This window comes from Streptomyces sp. NPDC005551 (assembly GCF_042871785.1).
Lineage (GTDB): Bacteria > Actinomycetota > Actinomycetes > Streptomycetales > Streptomycetaceae > Streptomyces.
On sequence record NZ_JBIAJE010000002.1, the window covers coordinates 1 to 18,344 of the forward strand.

At 72.7% G+C, this 18,344-nt stretch carries 18 protein-coding genes and 1 pseudogene; 9 read left to right on the forward strand and 10 right to left on the reverse strand.

What is annotated here, in order from left to right:
* A pseudogene (locus tag ACFYP4_RS04260) lies at nt 1–207 on the reverse strand (cytochrome ubiquinol oxidase subunit I); the annotation flags it as partial.
* Entirely contained in the window at nt 204–1,163 is a 960-nt protein-coding gene (gene coxB / locus ACFYP4_RS04265) for a cytochrome c oxidase subunit II (RefSeq protein ID WP_358856015.1), read from the reverse strand. The pseudogene ACFYP4_RS04260 and the gene coxB, both read right to left, overlap by 4 nt.
* Nucleotides 1,164–1,443: 280 nt before the next feature.
* On the opposite strand from coxB, the gene ACFYP4_RS04270 reads away from it, so the two are divergent.
* Nucleotides 1,444–2,826, forward strand: coding sequence for a cysteine desulfurase/sulfurtransferase TusA family protein (locus tag ACFYP4_RS04270; RefSeq protein ID WP_388782735.1), 1,383 nt, complete (start codon nt 1,444–1,446; stop codon nt 2,824–2,826).
* A 54-nt stretch (nt 2,827–2,880) separates the two neighbouring features.
* Here ACFYP4_RS04270 and ACFYP4_RS04275 read toward each other — a convergent pair whose 3' ends face one another.
* A complete protein-coding gene (locus tag ACFYP4_RS04275) occupies nt 2,881–3,855 on the reverse strand; it encodes a carbohydrate kinase family protein (RefSeq protein ID WP_388782738.1) in 975 nt (324 codons plus the stop codon).
* Between the two features lie 132 nt (nt 3,856–3,987).
* Between ACFYP4_RS04275 and ACFYP4_RS04280 the strand changes: the two genes are divergently transcribed.
* Both ACFYP4_RS04280 and ACFYP4_RS04285 read left to right on the forward strand, forming a co-directional pair.
* Nucleotides 3,988–4,197, forward strand: a complete 210-nt coding sequence (locus ACFYP4_RS04280) for a hypothetical protein (RefSeq protein ID WP_358856012.1) — start codon at nt 3,988–3,990, stop codon at nt 4,195–4,197.
* 177 nt (nt 4,198–4,374) lie between these two features.
* On the forward strand, nt 4,375–5,913 hold the full coding sequence (locus ACFYP4_RS04285; RefSeq protein ID WP_358856011.1) for a hypothetical protein: 1,539 nt from the start codon (nt 4,375–4,377) through the stop codon (nt 5,911–5,913).
* Between the two features lie 231 nt (nt 5,914–6,144).
* Here the strand turns inward: ACFYP4_RS04285 and ACFYP4_RS04290 are convergent, their stop codons facing one another.
* Complete coding sequence (locus ACFYP4_RS04290) at nt 6,145–6,501, reverse strand: iron-sulfur cluster assembly accessory protein (RefSeq protein WP_358855852.1); 357 nt, start codon at nt 6,499–6,501, stop codon at nt 6,145–6,147.
* A 311-nt stretch (nt 6,502–6,812) separates the two neighbouring features.
* Here ACFYP4_RS04290 and nadA point away from each other — a divergent pair, with 311 nt between their 5' ends.
* Entirely contained in the window at nt 6,813–7,997 is a 1,185-nt protein-coding gene (gene nadA, locus ACFYP4_RS04295; protein ID WP_388782742.1) for a quinolinate synthase NadA, read from the forward strand.
* A 112-nt stretch (nt 7,998–8,109) separates the two neighbouring features.
* Here the strand turns inward: nadA and ACFYP4_RS04300 are convergent, their stop codons facing one another.
* The 4 genes from ACFYP4_RS04300 to ACFYP4_RS04315 all read right to left on the reverse strand — a co-directional run bounded on the left by ACFYP4_RS04300 (nt 8,110) and on the right by ACFYP4_RS04315 (nt 11,350).
* Complete coding sequence (locus ACFYP4_RS04300; protein ID WP_358855854.1) at nt 8,110–8,793, reverse strand: response regulator transcription factor; 684 nt, start codon at nt 8,791–8,793, stop codon at nt 8,110–8,112.
* Nucleotides 8,790–10,010, reverse strand: coding sequence for a sensor histidine kinase (locus ACFYP4_RS04305; protein ID WP_388782744.1), 1,221 nt, complete (start codon nt 10,008–10,010; stop codon nt 8,790–8,792). Before ACFYP4_RS04305 ends, ACFYP4_RS04300 begins: the two co-directional genes overlap by 4 nt.
* Nucleotides 10,011–10,235: 225 nt before the next feature.
* A complete protein-coding gene (locus ACFYP4_RS04310) occupies nt 10,236–10,514 on the reverse strand; it encodes a hypothetical protein (RefSeq protein ID WP_358855856.1) in 279 nt (92 codons plus the stop codon).
* A gap of 44 nt (nt 10,515–10,558) precedes the next feature.
* A complete protein-coding gene (locus ACFYP4_RS04315) occupies nt 10,559–11,350 on the reverse strand; it encodes a PspA/IM30 family protein (protein WP_358855857.1) in 792 nt (263 codons plus the stop codon).
* Between the two features lie 276 nt (nt 11,351–11,626).
* Here ACFYP4_RS04315 and ACFYP4_RS04320 point away from each other — a divergent pair, with 276 nt between their 5' ends.
* From ACFYP4_RS04320 to ACFYP4_RS04330, 3 genes are all read left to right on the forward strand, one after another.
* A complete protein-coding gene (locus tag ACFYP4_RS04320) occupies nt 11,627–12,253 on the forward strand; it encodes a DUF3043 domain-containing protein (RefSeq protein WP_358855858.1) in 627 nt (208 codons plus the stop codon).
* 83 nt (nt 12,254–12,336) lie between these two features.
* On the forward strand, nt 12,337–13,038 hold the full coding sequence (locus tag ACFYP4_RS04325) for a methyltransferase domain-containing protein (RefSeq protein WP_358855864.1): 702 nt from the start codon (nt 12,337–12,339) through the stop codon (nt 13,036–13,038).
* A 132-nt stretch (nt 13,039–13,170) separates the two neighbouring features.
* Nucleotides 13,171–14,244: a trypsin-like peptidase domain-containing protein gene (locus ACFYP4_RS04330; protein ID WP_358855859.1), complete on the forward strand. Its 1,074-nt coding sequence runs from the start codon at nt 13,171–13,173 to the stop codon at nt 14,242–14,244.
* A gap of 73 nt (nt 14,245–14,317) precedes the next feature.
* Here ACFYP4_RS04330 and ACFYP4_RS04335 read toward each other — a convergent pair whose 3' ends face one another.
* On the reverse strand, nt 14,318–14,530 hold the full coding sequence (locus tag ACFYP4_RS04335) for a hypothetical protein (RefSeq protein WP_358855860.1): 213 nt from the start codon (nt 14,528–14,530) through the stop codon (nt 14,318–14,320).
* A 113-nt stretch (nt 14,531–14,643) separates the two neighbouring features.
* On the opposite strand from ACFYP4_RS04335, the gene ACFYP4_RS04340 reads away from it, so the two are divergent.
* Entirely contained in the window at nt 14,644–15,843 is a 1,200-nt protein-coding gene (locus ACFYP4_RS04340) for a bifunctional adenosylcobinamide kinase/adenosylcobinamide-phosphate guanylyltransferase (RefSeq protein ID WP_358855861.1), read from the forward strand.
* 7 nt (nt 15,844–15,850) lie between these two features.
* On the opposite strand, the gene ACFYP4_RS04345 is transcribed toward ACFYP4_RS04340, so the two are convergent.
* Nucleotides 15,851–16,915 (reverse strand): class I SAM-dependent methyltransferase, encoded by a 1,065-nt coding sequence (locus tag ACFYP4_RS04345; protein ID WP_388782750.1) that lies wholly within the window; start codon nt 16,913–16,915, stop codon nt 15,851–15,853.
* Nucleotides 16,916–17,031: 116 nt separating this feature from the next.
* Here ACFYP4_RS04345 and cobT point away from each other — a divergent pair, with 116 nt between their 5' ends.
* On the forward strand, nt 17,032–18,177 hold the full coding sequence (gene cobT / locus ACFYP4_RS04350) for a nicotinate-nucleotide--dimethylbenzimidazole phosphoribosyltransferase (protein WP_388782753.1): 1,146 nt from the start codon (nt 17,032–17,034) through the stop codon (nt 18,175–18,177).
* The last annotated feature ends 167 nt before the right edge of the window (nt 18,178–18,344 follow it).

An 18,344-nucleotide genomic window follows, 5' to 3' on the forward strand; every position in this document is an offset into this window, starting at 1 on the left:
GGCACGCATCAGCAGCGCCATGACGCCACCGATGCAGAAGAACGCGAACGACGTGATCAGGTACAGCGAGCCGATCGTCTTGTGGTCCGTGGTGGTGAGCCACTTGACCACGACGTTGCCGGGCTGCCTGCGCCGGACCGGCACCTCGTTCTGGTAGTGCTCAGCCTCCGCCCCGGCAGCACCCTGAGGTTCGTTGAGGATGCTCACAGTACGTTGCTCTCCCGGTTCTTCTCGTGGTCCGTCTGCTCGATGCCGGCCGGGACGTAACCGGTCTGTCCCTGCTCGGCGAGCTTCCTGAGGTGGGCCTCATAGCGCTCGGGAGAGACGACCTTCACGTTGAACAGCATCCGGGAGTGGTCGACGCCGCAGAGCTCGGCACACTTGCCCAGGAAGGTGCCCTCCTTGTTGGGGGTCACCTGGAAGGAGTTGGTGTGGCCCGGGATCACGTCCTGCTTCATCAGGAACGGCACCACCCAGAACGAGTGGATGACGTCACGTGACGTGAGGACGAAGCGGACCGTCTTGCCCTTGGGGAGCCAGAGGGTCGGGCCGGGGTTGTCGGTCTGCGGGTTCCGCGAGCCGGGCGTGCCGACGTCGTAGACGCCACCGGCGTTCGCCGGGAAGTCGTCCTTGTACTTGCGCGGAATCGCGGCCAGGTTCTTGTCGGTCTTCGCGTTCCCGGTGGAACCGTCGACGTTCTCGATGTAGTTGAAGCCCCAGCTCCACTGATAGCCCACGACGTTGACGGTGACGTCGGGCTTCTTGTCGAGACTGAGGAGCTTCGACTCGTCGCGGGCGGTGAAGTAGAACAGCACCGAGACGATGATGAGCGGGACCACCGTGTACAGCGCCTCGATGGGCATGTTGTACCGGGTCTGCGGGGGAACCTCGACCTTGGTGCGGCTGCGCCGGTGGAACATGGCGCTCCACAGGATCAGACCCCACACCAGCACGCCGACGGCGAGCGCGGCCGCCCACGACCCCTGCCACAGGGAGAGGATCCGCGGAGCCTCTTCCGTGGTCGGGGTGGGCATACCAAGGCGGGGGAAGTCCTTGTATGTGCAACCGGTCGCGGTCGCCAGGACCAGGCCCGCAGTCAGTGCCTGCAGCAGCTTCCGCCGCATCGGGCGCCGCGGCGAGCGGTCGGAGCCGTTGGGACTCACGTAGCGCCTTCCCGAGAGTCTCGCCCGCGCTGGTTGGCTACGGCCTTCTCGCTGGTCGCTCGCCGCCCTGGCACACGGGCAGGGGTTTGGATGTTTATGCGGACCAAACCCTACTGGACGCTATTTGGGGTCGCGCGGGGAGGGTGCCCAACGCGCCGTCGGGCACCCCGAAGGGGTGCGGCTCGCCGCGGGGAGCCCGCCGGGGGACTTCCGGAATGCCCCGCTCCGGCCGTTTCTGACGCCCTCTCCGGACCGGGGTGGGAAGAGTTAGCGTGTGGGCGTGTCCTACTTCGACGCCGCGTCGTCCGCACCGCTGCACCCCGTCGCCCGCCAGGCCCTGCAAGCCTCCCTCGACGAAGGGTGGGCCGACCCCGCCCGGCTCCACCGGGAGGGGCGGCGCGCCCGGTTGCTGCTCGACGCCGCCCGCGAGGCGGCCGCCGACGCGGTGGGCTGCCGCCCGGACGAGCTGGCCTTCACCTCGTCCGGGACCCGTGCCGTGCACGACGGGATCGCGGGCGCCCTCGGGGGACGACGGCGCGTCGGACGCCACCTGATCGTGTCAGCGGTCGAACACTCTTCGGTGCTCCATTCGGCGGAGCTGCACGCATCGGACGGCGGCACGCTGACCCGGGTCCCGGTACGGCGCACCGGTGCCGTCTCCGCCGAGGAGTACGCGGCGGGCCTGCGCGCCGACACGGCTCTGGCCTGCCTCCAGTCCGCCAACCACGAGGTGGGCACGGAACAGCCGGTGGCCGCGGTCGCGCAGGCGTGCCGGGAGGCGGGGGTGCCGCTGCTGGTGGACGCCGCGCAGTCGCTGGGCTGGGGGCCGGTGGAGGGCGACTGGTCCCTGCTCGCGGCGAGCGCCCACAAGTGGGGCGGCCCGGCGGGGGTCGGGCTGCTCGTCGTGCGCAAGGGAGTGCGGTTCGCGCCCCGGGGACCGGTGGACGAGCGCGAGTCGGGCCGGGCGGCCGGGTTCGAGAACATCCCAGGGATCGTGGCCGCGGCGGCGGCGCTGCGCGCCGTCCGGGCGGAGTCGGCCGCGGAGGCGGTCCGGCTGCGTGAGCTGACGGAGCGGATCCGGATCAGGGTGCCCGAGCTGGTCCCGGACGTGGAGGTGGTCGGCGACCCGGTCCGCCGGCTGCCCGGCATCGTCACCTTCTCCTGTCTCTATGTCGACGGGGAGACACTTCTGCACGAGCTGGACCGGGCGGACTTCTCGGTCTCGTCGGGTTCTTCGTGCACGAGCAGCACGCTGACCCCGAGCCATGTCCTGAGGGCGATGGGCGTCCTCAGCGAGGGCAACGTCCGGGTGTCGCTGCCGCCGGGGACCACGTCCGAGGAGGTCGAGCGCTTCCTCGCGGTCCTGCCGGGCACGGTCTCCGCGGTCCGCGAGAAGCTGGGGGCCCCCGGGGAGCCGGCGAGGACGCCCGCGGCGTCCGACGCCCTCGTGGTGGACGCCCTGGGCAGGCGCTGCCCGGTCCCCGTCATCGAGCTGGCCAAGGTCATCGCGGACGTGCCGGTCGGCGGCACGGTCCGGGTCCTCGCGGACGACGAGGCGGCCCGGCTCGACATCCCGGCGTGGTGCGAGATGCGGGGGCAGGAGTACGTCGGCGAGGAGCCGGCGGACCGGGGCTCGGCCTACGTGGTCCGCCGGGTGTCGTGAGCCCCGGCCCCTCCGGCTGCCGGCGCCACCCGGAGAGGCCGTCCGTCCGTACCGCTAGACGAGGTGCGCCTGGACGTCGGCGGCCGCGTCGTGGCCGTACGCCTTGGTGAAGCGGTCCATGAAATGGGCCCGGCGCAGCTGGTACTCCTGCGTGCCGACGGTCTCGATGACCAGCGTCGCGAGCATGCAGCCGACCTGGGCGGCGCGCTCCAGGGAGACGCCCCAGGCGAGGCCGGAGAGGAAGCCCGCGCGGAACGCGTCGCCCACGCCCGTGGGATCGGCCTTGCGCTCCTCCTCGGGACAGCCGACCTCGATCGGGTCCTCGCCGGCGCGCTCGATGCGCACACCGCGCGAACCGAGTGTCGTCACCCGGTGGCCGACCTTGCCGAGGATCTCCTCGTCCGTCCAGCCGGTCTTGGACTCGATGAGCCCCTTCTCGTACTCGTTCGAGAAGAGGTACGTGGCTCCGTCGAGCAGTATCCGGATCTCGTCGCCGTTCATCCGGGCGATCTGCTGCGAGAAGTCGGCGGCGAAGGGGATCGTGCGGGAGCGGCACTCCTCCGTGTGGCGCAGCATCGCCTCGGGGTCGTCCGCGCCGATCAGGACGAGGTCGAGGCCGCCGACGCGGTCCGCCACCGACTTGAGCTCGATGAGGCGGGCCTCGCTCATCGCGCCGGTGTAGAAGGAGCCGATCTGGTTGTGGTCGGCGTCGGTGGTGCAGACGAAGCGCGCGGTGTGCAGCACCTCGGAGATGCGGACGGAACCGGTGTCGACGCCGTGGCGGTCCAGCCAGGCCCGGTACTCGTGGAAGTCGGCGCCGGCCGCGCCCACCAGGATCGGTGAGGTGCCCAGCTGACCCATGCCGAAGGCGATGTTCGCGCCCACTCCGCCCCGGCGCACGTCGAGGTTGTCGACCAGGAAGGAGAGGGAGACCGTGTGCAGCTGGTCCGCGACAAGCTGGTCGGCGAAGCGGCCGGGGAAGGTCATGAGGTGGTCGGTGGCGATGGAGCCGGTGACTGCGATACGCACGGCGAGGACACGCTCCTGCGGGAGGGAGGGGATGACGCTTCACGCTACCGGCTGGACCGGCAGTGCTGAAGCGGGCAAAACTACCCGATAGTAGATCTTTCTTCGTGACCTCCCGGTGCATACGGTGCCGGTATGACGAACCTCAAGGTCCACGGTTCCGCTTCGCTCGACCCCGAGGTCGACCTGGCGTCGCTGCGCGGCGACTGCGCCCGGATGGTCCGGCACTGGGCGGCACCCGCCCACGCCACTCCCCGGCCCGTCTCCCCCTTGCTCATCCACGGCGTCACGGTCCCCTCCTCCTCCGCCCGGCTGCTGGACGCGATGTCCGACTACGGCGACTGACGGAAAACGGCCGGAACCAGGCCTGGAGCCGGGCCCGGCGCCCGCGGGGAACCGCACGCTCCGCCGCTGCGTCTCATCGCCGTCCCCCGCGGAGGGGACGGGGTATACGACTCCTGAGGATCCGACTTTGACAGGGTCGGGTCACAGGGACAGCAGCGGAGCCGAAGGAGCGATGCGGTGAGCACCGAGCGACGCGACAACGACGCGAGCGAACCGGCCGAGGGCGACGCCGGGACGGCCGGGCAGCGCCGCCGGCACTCCCCGGTGGCCGTCGTCTCGGTCGCGGCCGCGGTGCTGCTGGTCGGCGGCGGCGGGGCGTACGTCGCCACGACCGCGGCCGGCAGCGGTGACGACCGGGGCGGTTCGGCCGCCCCCGGCGGCGACGGCACTCCCCCGCCGCTGGCCCTCGACGGCTACACCGAGGGCGGCACGGGCGGCACCGGGGACACCAACGGCATCGCGCCCGGTGAGCCCAACCCCTACGGCGTGACCTACCACGCGGTCGGCGAGCTGCCCGCCGGCCCGGACTCCGCGCCCGTCTATCGGGCGAAGGGCGAGGTCACGGAGGGCGAGGTGGCCCGGCTGGCCGGGGCCCTCGGCCTGAAGGGCACACCGAGGCTCGCGGGCGGGACCTGGAAGGTGGGGCCGGACAAGGACGGTTCCGGGCCGAGCCTCCAGGTGAACAGGCAGGCGCCGGGCACCTGGACGTTCAGTCGGTACGCGCCCGGCACGGACGACTGCGGGAGCGGCACGGTGTGCGGGAGCGCCCCGGGCGCCAAGGACGGTGACGCGGTGAGCGAGGCCGCCGCGAGGAAGGCCGCGGCACCCGTGCTGAAGGCCGTCGGGCAGGACGACGCGAAGCTGGACGCGCGCCAGCTCATGGGCGCCGTCCGGGTGGTGAACGCGGACCCGCGGATCGGTGACCTGCCCACGTACGGGTGGACCACCGGTGTCCAGGTGGGCGGGGACAGCCAGGTGGTGGGCGGCAGCGGGCAGTTGAAGGCTCCGGTCGAGGGGGACACGTACCCCGTGATCGGGGCGGAGAAGACGCTGGATCTGATGAACGGGTCGGCGGCGGGCGGCGGGCGCAAAGGCATCGGGGGCTGCGCGAGCCCCGTACCGCTGAAGGACCGCGAGGAGGCGCCGTGCGAGGGGTCGACCGCCACGTCGGCGCGGGAGTCCGTGGCCGTGGAGAAGGCGGTCTTCGGGCTCGCGGCGCACTTCGTGGCCGGACGGCAGACGCTGGTGCCGTCCTGGCTGTTCGACGTGCGGGCCAAGGGGGCGGACGACGGGTTCACCGTGACGCATCCGGCCGTCGACCCGCGGTACCTGACCTCGCCCGAGCCCGCCGGGACGCCGACCGAGCAGCCGAGTCCGCGGCCGAGCGGACCGGGTGACGAGCCGACCTCGCAGCCGGCCCCGCGGGACGTGCGCGTGCAGGGCTACACCGCCGACGGCAAGAAGCTGACCGTGAGCTTCACGGGCGGGGTGTGCGCCGACTACTCGGCCGACGCGAAGGAGAGCAAGGGCAGGGTGACGGTCACCGTCACCGAGAAGCCGCATCCCGGCAAGGCCTGCATCCTGATCGCCAAGGTCTACCGGCAGACGGTGCGGCTGGACGCGCCGCTCGGCGGCCGCGAGGTCGTGGGGACGGACGGCAAGGAGGTCCGGGAGGGCAAGGTGACGTCTCCGGAGGGCTCGGCGAAGCCCCGGTGACGGCCGCCCCTGGATGACAGCCGCGCCTCCGTGACGGTCGCGCCCGAAATGACGGCCGCACACCGGTGACGGCCACACCGGTGACGGCCGGGCCCCGGACGACAGCCGCGCGGGCCGCTTCGAGACATGACGAAGGCGGCGTCCCCGTCGAACGGGGACGCCGCCTTCGTCATGTCTCCTCGGCGCGCGGCCGTGCCGTACACACCGACCGCGCTCGGCCGGGGAGCCGGTCTAGTTGAAGGAGTCGCCGCAGGCGCAGGAACCCGACGCGTTCGGGTTGTCGATCGTGAATCCCTGCTTCTCGATCGTGTCCACGAAGTCGATGGAGGCGCCGCCCAGGTACGGGGCGCTCATGCGGTCGGTGACGACCTTGACGCCGTCGAAGTCCTTGACGACGTCGCCGTCGAGGGAGCGCTCGTCGAAGAAGAGCTGGTAGCGCAGGCCGGAGCAGCCGCCGGGCTGAACGGCGACGCGCAGCGCCAGGTCCTCGCGGCCTTCCTGGTCGAGCAGGGCCTTGACCTTGGCCGCGGCGGCGTCGGACAGGATGATGCCGTCGCTCACGGTGGTGGTCTCGTCCGATACGGACATCTGCTTCTCTCCCGGGTTGTACGGAGACTGCTTGCCGACGGTTGCAACCGGCGGGGCCGCGGATTCATTCCGGGCCGAAGCGTGTCTTCTCGCTTCTGTCCTCTTCATGCTCGCACATGCACCAGAGCACGGACAGCGGCTGGGGACAACCCCTGCCGGGATTCACGTCACATCGACGCTATGGGCATCGTCAACGTGACGTGAAGCGGTTATCATAGATAGCGTCATTTCGACGAGAAGGCTTGTCCCACATGTCCCGCCGGGCCGCTCGAAACGGTCCGGCGAGCCGCAGAACAGAAAGGGTGCGTGTGGTGACCACCGCCCAGCCCCAGGAGCTCGACGTACAGCCGACGCCTCTCGCCCTGCTGCTGCTCGGCCGGGAGGCCGACCCGCGCAGCGAGCGCGGTGTCGAGTGCCCCGGCGACCTGCCCTCCCCGTCCGAGCCGGACCTGGTGGAGCGCGCCCGCGCGGCCAAGGAGAAGCTCGGGGACAAGGTCTTCGTGCTCGGCCACCACTACCAGCGCGACGAGGTCATCCAGTTCGCGGACGTGACGGGCGACTCCTTCAAGCTGGCCCGCGACGCCGCCGCGCGGCCCGAGGCCGAGTACATCGTCTTCTGCGGCGTGCACTTCATGGCCGAGTCCGCGGACATCCTGACCTCCGACGACCAGAAGGTGGTCCTGCCCGACCTCGCCGCCGGCTGCTCCATGGCCGACATGGCGACGGCCGAGCAGGTCGCCGAGTGCTGGGACGTGCTGACCGAGGCCGGCATAGCCGAGCAGGTCGTGCCCGTCTCCTACATGAACTCGTCCGCCGACATCAAGGCCTTCACCGGCAAGCACGGCGGCACGATCTGCACGTCGTCCAATGCCAAGAAGGCGCTGGACTGGGCCTTCGAGCAGGGCGAGAAGGTGCTGTTCCTGCCCGACCAGCACCTGGGCCGCAACACGGCCGTCCGTGACATGGGGATGTCCCTCGACGACTGCGTCCTCTACAACCCGCACAAGCCGAACGGCGGCCTGACCGTCGAGCAGCTGCGCGACGCGAAGATGATCCTGTGGCGCGGTCACTGCTCCGTCCACGGCCGCTTCTCGCTCGAGTCGGTGGAGGACGTACGGGCCCGGATCCCCGGCGTGAACGTCCTGGTCCACCCGGAGTGCAGGCACGAGGTGGTGGCCGCCGCCGACTACGTGGGCTCCACGGAGTACATCATCAAGGCGCTGGAGGCGGCCCCGGCCGGCTCGAAGTGGGCGATCGGCACGGAGCTGAACCTGGTCCGCCGGCTGGCGAACCGTTTCGCTCCCGAGGGCAAGGAGATCGTCTTCCTCGACAAGACGGTCTGCTTCTGCTCGACCATGAACCGCATCGACCTCCCCCACCTGGTGTGGACCCTGGAGTCGCTGGCCGAGGGCAACCTCGTCAACCGCATCGAGGTGGACAGGGAGACCGAGGCGTTCGCGAAGCTGGCGCTGGAGCGGATGCTGGCGCTGCCGTAGCGCTCCCGCCGCACCCACGCCGACGGGGCGTCCCTCCTCGAAGGAGGGGCGCCCCGCGCGTGTGCGGTGGCCGGCCCGGATCGGCCCCTGGGCCGGCTCCGGATCCTCGGTCTCAGTCCACCCTCGGACGGACCAGGCCCGACTCGTACGCGATCACGACCAGCTGTGCCCGGTCGCGCGCGCCCAGCTTCGCCATGGCGCGGTTGACGTGCGTCTTCACGGTGAGCGGGCTGACCGACAGCCGCTCGGCGATCTCGTCGTTGGAGTGCCCGCCGGCCACCTGGACCAGCACCTCGCGCTCGCGCCCGGTGAGCGTGCCGAGCCGCTCCAGGCGGGCCGGGTCTTGTCCGTCGTCGGCCGGGTCGCCCTGCGCGAGGAACCGGGCGATCAGCCCTTTGGTGGCCGCCGGCGACAGCAGCGCCTCACCGCCCGCCGCGATCCTGATGGCGCTGAGCAGTTCCTCGGGCTCGGAGCCCTTGCCGAGGAACCCGGACGCGCCCGCCCGCAGCGACTGCACCACGTACTCGTCGACCTCGAACGTCGTCAGCATCACCACGCGGACGTGCGCGAGCCCGGGGTCCGCGCTGATCAGCCGGGTGGCGGCCAGTCCGTCGGTGCCCGGCATACGGATGTCCATGAGCACCACGTCGGCGCGTTCCTCCCGCGCCAGCCGCACCGCCTGCGCACCGTCGGACGCCTCCCCCACGACCTCCATGTCGGGCTCGGAGTCGACCAGGACGCGGAAGGCGCTGCGCAGCAGTGCCTGGTCGTCGGCGAGCAGGACGCGGATGGTCATGCGGGGCCCCCCGTGACGGACGTGCGGTTCTTGACCGGCAGGATCGCATGGACCCGGAAACCGCCGCCGTAGCGGGGACCCGCGGTGCAGGTGCCGCCCAGCGCGGTGACGCGCTCGCGCATGCCGAGGAGACCGTGGCCGCCGCCGTCCCGCGGCCCCTCCTGCTGCCCGGGGCCGTTGTCGAGCACGGTCACCTCGACGTTCGACCCCACGCGGACGACGCTTACCTCGGCCTTCGCCTCGGGGCCCGCGTGCTTGCGCACATTGGTCAGGGCTTCCTGGATCACCCGGTACGCCGCGAGGCCGACGGCGGCGGGCAGACTGGTGCCGTGGTCGGCGCGGGCGACCTCGACGGGCAGCCCGGCGTTGCGGAAGGTGTCGGCCAGCTCGTCGAGGCGGTCCAGGCCGGGGGCAGGTTCGGTCGGGGCCTCCGGATCGCCGCTCTGCCGCAGCAGCCCGACCGTGGCCCGCAGTTCGTTGAGCGCCGAGCGGCTGGCCTCCCGGACGTGGGCGAGCGCCTCCTTCGCCTGGTCGGGCCGCTTGTCCATGACGTGTGCGGCGACGCCCGCCTGCACGTTGACGAGGGCGATGTGGTGGGCGACCACGTCGTGCAGGTCGCGGGCGATGCGCAGCCGCTCCTCGGCGACACGCCTGCGCGCCTCCTCCTCACGGGTGCGTTCGGCGCGCTCGGCCCGCTCCCGGATGGCGTGCACGAAGGCGCGCCTGCTGCGTACGGCGTCGCCGGCGGCGGCGGCCATGCCGGTCCAGGCGAAGATGCCGAGGTTCTCCTGGGCGTACCAGGGCAGCGGGCCCGCGAGCATGGCGGACGCCGTCAGCACGGTCATGGTGAGCAGGCCCACGCGCCAGGTGGTGGGGCGGTCGGTCGCCGACGCCACCGTGAAGAGGGCGACCACGGCGGACATCGCCACGGGGGCGCGGGGGTCGCCGGTCACCAGCTCCACGAGGGAGACGGCACCCGTCGCGGCCAGGACCGTCATCGGGGCACGGCGGCGGAAGACGAGGGCTGCCGCGCCGAGCACCATCAACGCGAGGCTGAGGGCGCCTGCCGTGCGGGCACCCCAGGTCGCGCCGTGCTCACCGTGCGGATCGACGTAGGAACCGGCCAGCATGCAGGCCAGTACGCCGGCGGCCAGGGCCGCGTCCAGGGCGAGGGGGTGTGCTCGGAGTCTGCACCGGGTCCGCTCGAGGGTGCTCACCCCGCAAAGGTACGGGGCCCCTGCGGGAGGCGGAACGGGGCTGCCGGGGTGCCGGTGTCCGGGTGTCCCGGTGGCCGGGGAGCGTCGTCCTTCGTGCGTACGGCACCCGGCGGGTCCCGGGGGCGGGGTGGGTCGGCGGACTCACCACGACCGCGTCCTGCTCGACGGTCGGCGGCGGCGCCTCCCGCAGCGGGCGGGGAGGGCGTGTGTCCGTGGGGCGGGAAGTCAGCCGGGGATCAGGCCGTCGTCGCTCAGCATCGTGCGTACCTCGTCGAGGGACGCGTCGGGCGAGGGGAGGATCAGGCCGGACGGCTCCAGGGAGTCGTCCGGCAGGGGCGTGCCCAGGCTGCGGACCGCCTCCAGGAGGGCGGCCAGCGTGCGCCGGAAGCCCTCCTGGTCGCCGCGCTCCATCTCGGCGAGCAGCTCGTCGTCCAGTCTGTTCAGTTCGGTGAGGTGGCCGTCGGCCAGCGTCACCTGCCCCTCCCCCATGATCCGTACGATCATGTCGCCCTCCTCAGGCGTGGGACCCGGCGGATGCCGGTGCGTTCCTACTGCTTGTCGAAGCGCGGAGTGTCCTGCGGCTGCTGCTGGGAGCCGGGCCGGCCGGGGCCGCCCTCGATCGCCTGCTGCGACGTCCCGCCCGCCAGCTCCGCCTTCATGCGCTGGAGTTCCAGCTCCACATCCGTACCACCGGAGAGCCGGTCCAGCTCGCTCTGGATGTCGTCCTTGGCGAGCCCGGACTGGTCGTCGAGGGCTCCGGAGGCGAGCAGTTCGTCGATCGCGCCGGCCCGCGCCTGGAGCTGCGCGGTCTTGTCCTCGGCCCGCTGGATGGCCATGCCGACGTCGCCCATCTCCTCGGAGATGCCCGAGAAGGCCTCCCCGATCCGGGTCTGCGCCTGGGCCGCGGTGTAGGTGGCCTTGATGGTCTCCTTCTTCGTACGGAAGGCGTCCACCTTGGCCTGCAGCCGCTGGGCCGCGAGGGTGAGTTTCTCCTCCTCGCCCTGGAGGGTCTGGTGCTGGGTCTCCAGGTCGGTCACCTGCTGCTGGAGCGCGGCCCGGCGGGAGAGCGCCTCGCGGGCCAGGTCCTCGCGGCCGAGGGCGAGCGCCTTGCGGCCCTGGTCCTCCAGCTTGGAGGACTGCGACTGCAGCTGGTTGAGCTGGAGTTCCAGGCGCTTGCGCGAGGTCGCCACGTCGGCGACGCCGCGGCGCACCTTCTGCAGCAGCTCCAGCTGTTTCTGGTACGAGTAATCGAGGGTTTCGCGCGGGTCCTCGGCCCGGTCAAGGGCCTTGTTCGCCTTCGCGCGGAAGATCATCCCCATACGCTTCATGACACCGCTCATGGGCTTCGCGCGCCCCCTTCTGACGGACTACGGCTCCAGCACCTGCGACAGAACCCACAGTACGGGCCCTGCATCCATTACCGCACTGTTCGGGGACGGATGCGCTCATCCCCAAGGACGACTGCGTACGGCCCCGCTCCGGCGTAGGGAGTAGGTGTCTCTCGGGGTCCCCCGGGGTCCCGCGGGACCTCCGGGAGCCGAACGGCACGCAACGTCCCCCTTGTCCCAGTACAGACGTCCGGTGTTGCCGGATCGTTCCCCGGTCCGCTGTGGTCCATGCCGCGGTACCCCGTACCCTTGGGTTTTGTGTTCCGTAGCCGTGCCAACGAAGAGAAGGCCCCCGCCGTCAAGGCGCGGGTGACCGACTCCAAGCAGCCCCGTGACCCGCAGGCCCCCAAGGGTCGCCCCACGCCCAAGCGCAGTGAGGCCCAGACCCAGCGCCGCAGCGTCGCCAACACGCCGACGTCGCGGAAGGAGGCGGCCAAGCGGCAGCGTGACGAGCGCCGGGCCCAGCTGGAGAAGCAGCGCCAGGCGCTGGCCAGCGGCGACGAGCGTTTCCTGCCCGTCCGCGACAAGGGTCCGGTGCGCAAGTTCGCGCGGGACTTCGTGGACTCGCGGTTCTGCGTCGCCGAGTTCTTCCTGCCGATGGCCGTCGTCATCCTCGTACTGAGCATGGTGCGGGTGGGCTCGTTGCAGAACATCGCGCTGCTGCTGTGGCTCGTGGTGATCGCGATGATCGTGCTCGACTCGATCGGCATCGCGATCCGCCTGAAGAAGCAGCTGAACGCGCGCTTCCCCGACGCGCCCAAGAAGGGCGCCGTCCCGTACGCGCTGATGCGCACGCTGCAGATGCGTCGACTCCGGCTGCCCAAGCCGCAGGTCAAGCGCGGAGAGCGGCCCTGAGCGCGACGTCTTTCTCCGGGGGTGCGGCGAACGCCTGGCTGAGCAAGCTGGGCGGGCTGCGTGATGTGGTGCGGCAGGAGCTGGTGGCCCGGCAGCTCGACGAGCAGATAGCCGGCCGGTTCCCGGTCGGGCAGCGGCTGCGGGTTCTGGACGTCGGTATGGGCCAGGGCACGCAGGCGCTGCGGCTGGCCCGCGCCGGGCACCAGGTCACCGGCCTGGAGAAGGACGCGCGGATGCTGGCCGTCGCCCGCGAGGCGCTGGCGGCGGAACCCGAGGGCATCCAGGGGCGGGTCCGGCTCGTCGAGGGCGACGGCCGGGAGACGGGGGTCCACTTCCTGCCCGGCAGCTTCGACGTGGTGCTGTGTCACGGCGTGCTGATGTACGTCGAGGAGCCGGACGCGCTGCTCGCGGGGATGGCCCGGATGCTGGCGCCCGGCGGACTCCTCTCGCTTCTCGTGCGGAACGCGGACGCGCTGGCCATGCGGCCGGGGCTGGCCGGGGACTGGCGGGGTGCGCTGGAGGCGTTCGACACGGTCGCGTACCGGAACCGGCTCGGCCTCGACGTCCGCGCCGACCGGCTCGCCACCCTGACGTCGACCCTCCTGGGCATCGGGGCGCCGCTGCACGCCTGGTACGGGGTGCGGGTCTTCACGGACCTGGCGGCGGACGGGGCCGCGGTGCCGTCGGACGTGGACGTCCTGCTGGCCGCCGAGGAGCGGGCCGGGCGCACGGATCCCTACCGCCAGGTGGCGGCGCTGCTGCATCTGTGCGGAGTGCGCGGCTGAGAGGCCCGCCCCGTGCGGACGTGAGGCTTCGGGACACCGCGAGTCCCCCGTGCGGACGTACGGGCGGACGGACACCGCCTGTTCGGGTGTGCAGCGGAGGCCGGTCCGGCGCCCGGACGGAACACTTCGGGCATGGACGCTTCCCGTGCCCGCACCCGTCCGCGGCTGTTCGCGGCCGCCGTCGTCTGTTCCGCGGCCCTGCTCGCGGGCTGTGCCGCGGCCGGCCCGTCGGTCACCGGGGCCGGTGCTACGACGGCCGGGGCCGCCGCCGTCCCCAGGACCGCCGGTGACCTCCAGGACGCCTACCAGAGGGTCATCAGGGACGTCCTGCCGTCGGTGGTGCAGATCCAGGCACGCGACGATCTCGGCTCGGGGGTCGTGTACGACGGCCGGGGGCACATCGTCACCAACGCGCACGTGGTGGGGAACGAGAAGACGTTCCGGGTGACGACGGCGAACAGCGAGGACGTGCTGACGGCCCGGCTCGTCTACGCGTACCCGGAGCAGGATCTGGCCGTCGTCAAGCTGGACAAGGTGCCCGACGGTCTGAAGGCGGCGCCGCTGGGCGACTCGTCGAAGGTGGCGGTCGGGCAGATCGTCCTCGCGATGGGCTCGCCGCTCGGACTGTCGTCCAGCGTGACGCAGGGCATCGTCTCGGCGACCGGGCGCACCGTCAGCGAGGGCAGCTCGGGCGGCGGGACCGGCGCGACGATCGCGAACATGGTGCAGACGTCGGCCGCGATCAACCCCGGCAACAGCGGCGGCGCGCTGGTGGACCTGGACGGCAGGGTCATCGGCATCCCGACGCTGGCCGCGACGGACCCCGGCCTCGGGAACGGCGCCGCGCCCGGGATCGGCTTCGCGATCCCGGCGTCGATGGTGCGCACGGTCGCCGACCAGATCATCGCGGACGGCCGGGTCACCGACTCGGGCCGGGCCGCGCTCGGCATCACCGGCCGCACGGTCGTCGACGCCGGCTACCGGGCCACGGGGGTCGCCGTGGTCGAGGTGCGCAGGGGCGGGGCGGCCGACAGGGCCGGCATCGAACCGGGCGACATCATCACCCGGTTCGGGGACACGGACATCGGGACGATCACCTCGCTGACCGAGGCCCTGGCGGCCGAGCAGCCCGGCGAGCGGATCAGGGTGACGTACACCCGGAACGGCGGCGAGAGGACGGCCGACGTGACGCTCGGCGAGCAGTGAGCCGCCCGGCCCCGCGCGAGCTCTCGCCGTGCGGAGTGCTGCCGGGGGGGTGTGCCCCCGGCAGCACGTGGAGCTACGCCTCCTCGGCCTGCAGGCTCATCGGACCGTAGATCTCCGTGGTGTCCTCGAACAGCCGCACCTGGTCGGCACCTCCGTCCGCGAGGTCCTTCCAGTGCTCACCGATCCACGACTCGGCGTCCCCCTGCGTGGTGAACTCCTCCGGCACGACCGAGGGCGCGACCTCCGCCCCGTCCGCCTTCTCGAACCGCCACGTCCATGCCGCCATGTACGCCTCCCAGGTATGAGCACACTGCACAGCAGGGGCCGGACAAGATCCCGCCCCTGCCCGAAGCCTAGCCGGACGCGCAAGACCTGCACCGACAGGCGAAAATCAGCTTCGTGGAACTGACTCTGCTCGGCACCGGTGCCCCGGCGGGCCTGCCCCGCCCCGACTGTCCCTGCGCCGCGTGCGCGACCGCGCTCGGCGCCGACGCGCGGGCGGCGACCGCGCTGCTCGTCGACGGGACGCTGCTGCTCGACCTCACCCCGGGGGCCGCGTTCGCCGCCGCCCGCGCCGGACGCTCGCTGGGTGGCGTACGACAGGTGCTGCTCTCGCATCCGCACAACGGCCCCGCCGTCGAGGTCCCCGCGGGCGTGCCGCAGCCCGGACGGGTGCCCGACGGGCGGGAGCTTGCGCTGCTCACCGGGCATCGGGTGCGGGCCGTGCCGATGGACGCGCCCGGCACCGGATACGCGGTGACGGGCCCCGACGGGCAGCGGCTGCTGTATCTGCCGCCGGGGGCGGCGCCCGCCGGGCTCGACGAGAACGCCGGGGCGTACGACCTGGTCGCCGCCGACGTCGTGGGCCGGCCGGACGCGCTGGCGAGGCTGCGGGCGGCCGGGGCGGTGGGGCCGACGAGCGACGTCGTCGCCGTGCACCTCGACCACGACGTGCCGCCGGGCCCCGAACTGCACCGCCGGCTCGCCGCCGCCGGGGCCCGGGCGGTGCCGGACGGTACGACACTGACCGTCGGCGGGTACGAGGACGTACCGGACGTGCCGCGCCGCACCCTCGTGCTGGGCGGCGCCCGCTCCGGCAAGTCCGTCGAGGCCGAGCGCCGGCTGGAGGCCTTCCCGGAGGTGCTGTACGTGGCGACGGGCGGCACCCGCGCCGGGGACGGCGAGTGGGCGTCCCGGGTGCACGCCCACCGGGAGCGCCGGCCGGGCTCCTGGCGGACCGCCGAGACCTGCGACCTGGTGCCGCTGCTGGCCGAGGACGGTCCCCCGCTGCTCATCGACTGCCTGTCCCTGTGGCTGACGGACGCGATGGACGCGGTCGGCGCCTGGGACGACGCGGAGTGGGCGAGCGGCGGTGAACGCGCCCTGCGCAAGCGGGTCGCGGAGCTGACGGACGCGGTGCGCCGCACCCGCCGGACCCTCGTCGCCGTCTCCAACGAGGTCGGGTCCGGCATCGTCCCTGCGACGGCGTCCGGCCGCCGCTACCGCGACGAACTGGGGCGGCTCAACTCCGCGTTCGCGGCGGAGTGCGAGCACGTGCTGCTGGTGGTGGCGGGGCAGGCGCTGCCGCTGCGGACCTGACGGCGGCTCAGGCCCCGCGGCGGGCGATGATCCGGTACGCGTTCGAGAAGCGGGTGCGGCTGAACAGCGGGGCCAGGACGTGGTCCAGGACCGAGGCCGCGAGGAGCAGGGGGACGGTGGCCCTCGTCAGGACCGTGCGGACGGCACGCTGGAGTTCGGTGGGGGGTTTGGCCCGCCAGGGGGCGTCGACGTCGGGCAGCAGACGCGCGAGGGCCAGGGCGAGGGCGCCCGTCAGGTCGTAGGGGATGTGGGGTTCCCGGCGGTCGGTGGCGACGATCTCGCAGCCGAGGGACTCCAGTTCGGCGAGCAGGTTGGGCAGCGGCATCAGATGCAGGTGCTGCGGCTGCCCGGAGTTGACCCACCAGCGGCCGAGCAGCATGCCGAACACGCAGGCGGGATCGGGTACTTCGATCAGAAGGTGCCCGCCGGGCCGCAGGGCGGCCAGCGCCGCGCGCAGTTCACCGCGCGGGTCGGGGGTGTGCTCCAGATGGTGGAACATGCTCACCACGTCGTAACGGCCCCGCACCCGCTCGGCGATCCCGGGGTCGGTGAGCCGGCCCAGATGGGCCTCGTCGACGCGTCCGGCCGCGTACGCCCTCTCGATGCGCGCGGTGGCGTCGATTCCGTCGAAGGCGGTGTAGGGGTGGATCTCCTTCGCCGTCTGCGCGAAGTGCCCGTGCCCGGTGCCGACGTCCAGCCAGCTCTCCGGCTCCGGGAAGCGCAGCATCGTGCGGGCGGCGGCGCGGTGGCGCCGGCGGCTGCCGCGCAGGGCGAGGATGCGTTCCGCGAAATCGTCGTGTCCCTCGTGGAAGTCGAGGTGGTAGAAGGCCAGACCCTCGGCGGTGAGCCGGGGGTTCTGGAAGGCGTGGGCGCAGCTCCGGCACTCGTCGACGACGAAGGTGCCGGGCTGGTGCCGGCGCGGATTGGGGGTGCGCAGCCGGGTGCGCAGCCGTGTCGACCCGCACCACGGGCAGTCCTCGCGGCGCGGTTCGTGGAAGCGGTCGGTGCCCTGGGCGAGTTCACTGAGGTATGCGGCGCGGCGCAGGGCGCTCGTCCGTGGAGTGGGGGTCATGAGCGGCTCCTGGACCCGGGTGGCAATTCGATGCAAACCGGAACGTAGGGGATCTCGATCATGGGTGCAATGACGTGACTCCGCCGTGTTCGACCGCGGCCGGTACTGTTCGGCGAATGAGCTCGCTAAATCTCGACGACTTCACCGATCTCATCGAGCGCCCCGACGGGGGTGTGCGCCGTGACGCCGAGGCGCGCAGGGAGCGGCAGGGCGTGCCGCCGGGCTCGCTCGGCCGCCTCGACGAGCTGGGCGAGTGGCTGGCGGCGGCGCAGTCCGCGGTGCCGGTGCGGCCGGTCGAGCGCCCTCGCGTGGTGCTGTTCGCCGGCGACCACGGGATCGCCGGACTCGGCGTGTCGGCGCGGCCCGCGGGCAGCGCCGGGCTGCTGGTGCGCGCGCTCCTGGAGGGCGGCAGCCCCGCCGCGATCCTGGCCCGTCGGCTCGGCGTGCCGGTGCGGATCGTCGACATGGCCCTGGACTGCGACCCGGACGGACTGCCCGACGAGGTGGTACGGCACCGCGTGCGGCGCGGGTCGGGGCGGATCGACGTCGAGGACGCGCTGAGCCTCGACGAGGCCGAGGCGGCGTTCCGCGCGGGGGTCGCCGTCGCGGACGAGGAGGCGGACTCCGGTACGGATCTCGTCGTCCTCGGTGATGTGAGCGTCGGCGGGACGACCGCGGCGGCGGTGCTCGTCGCCGCGCTGTGCGGGACCGACGCGTCGGTGGTCACCGGGCGGGGCGGACGGCCGATCGACGACCTCGCGTGGATGCGCAAGTGCGCGGCGGTGCGGGACGCGTTGCGCCGGGCGCGGCCCGTGCTCGGGGACCAGCTCCAGCTGCTCGCCGCGGTCGGCGGGGCCGACCTCGCCGCGATGACCGGGTTCCTGCTGCAGTGTGCGGTGCGCAAGACGCCGGTGATCCTCGACGGGGTGGTCTCCGCCGCGTGCGCCCTGGTCGGGCAGCGGGTCGCCTTCCGGGCGCCGGACTGGTGGCTGGCCGGGCAGAACAGCGGGGAGCCGGCGCAGGCGAAGGCGCTCGACCGGATGGCGCTCGAGCCCCTTCTCGACCATGGGGTCACCGTGGGTGAGGGGGCCGGGGGGTTGCTGGCGCTGCCGTTGGTGCAGGCTGCGGCGGCGTTGGCGGCGGAGTTGCCGGAGGTCTCCGGGACCGGTGACGCCGGGGGGCTCGACGGGGTCGGGTCGCTTCCCGGGGGCGGGGAAGTCCCCGGGGTGGCCGAGGGGGCCGGCGCCTCCCCGGCGGGGTGACGGCCGAGGGTTCGCCCCGGGGGGCGGGGGCGACTGAGCTCGCCCCGGGGGGGCGGGGGGCGGTGGTGCCGCGGCTGCGGGTCGTGCGGGGCTGGGCGCGCAGTTCCTCGCGCCCCTGAGGGGGCTCTGCGGGCGGCGCTGTGACGTGCGGGTGGGGTGGGCTCGGT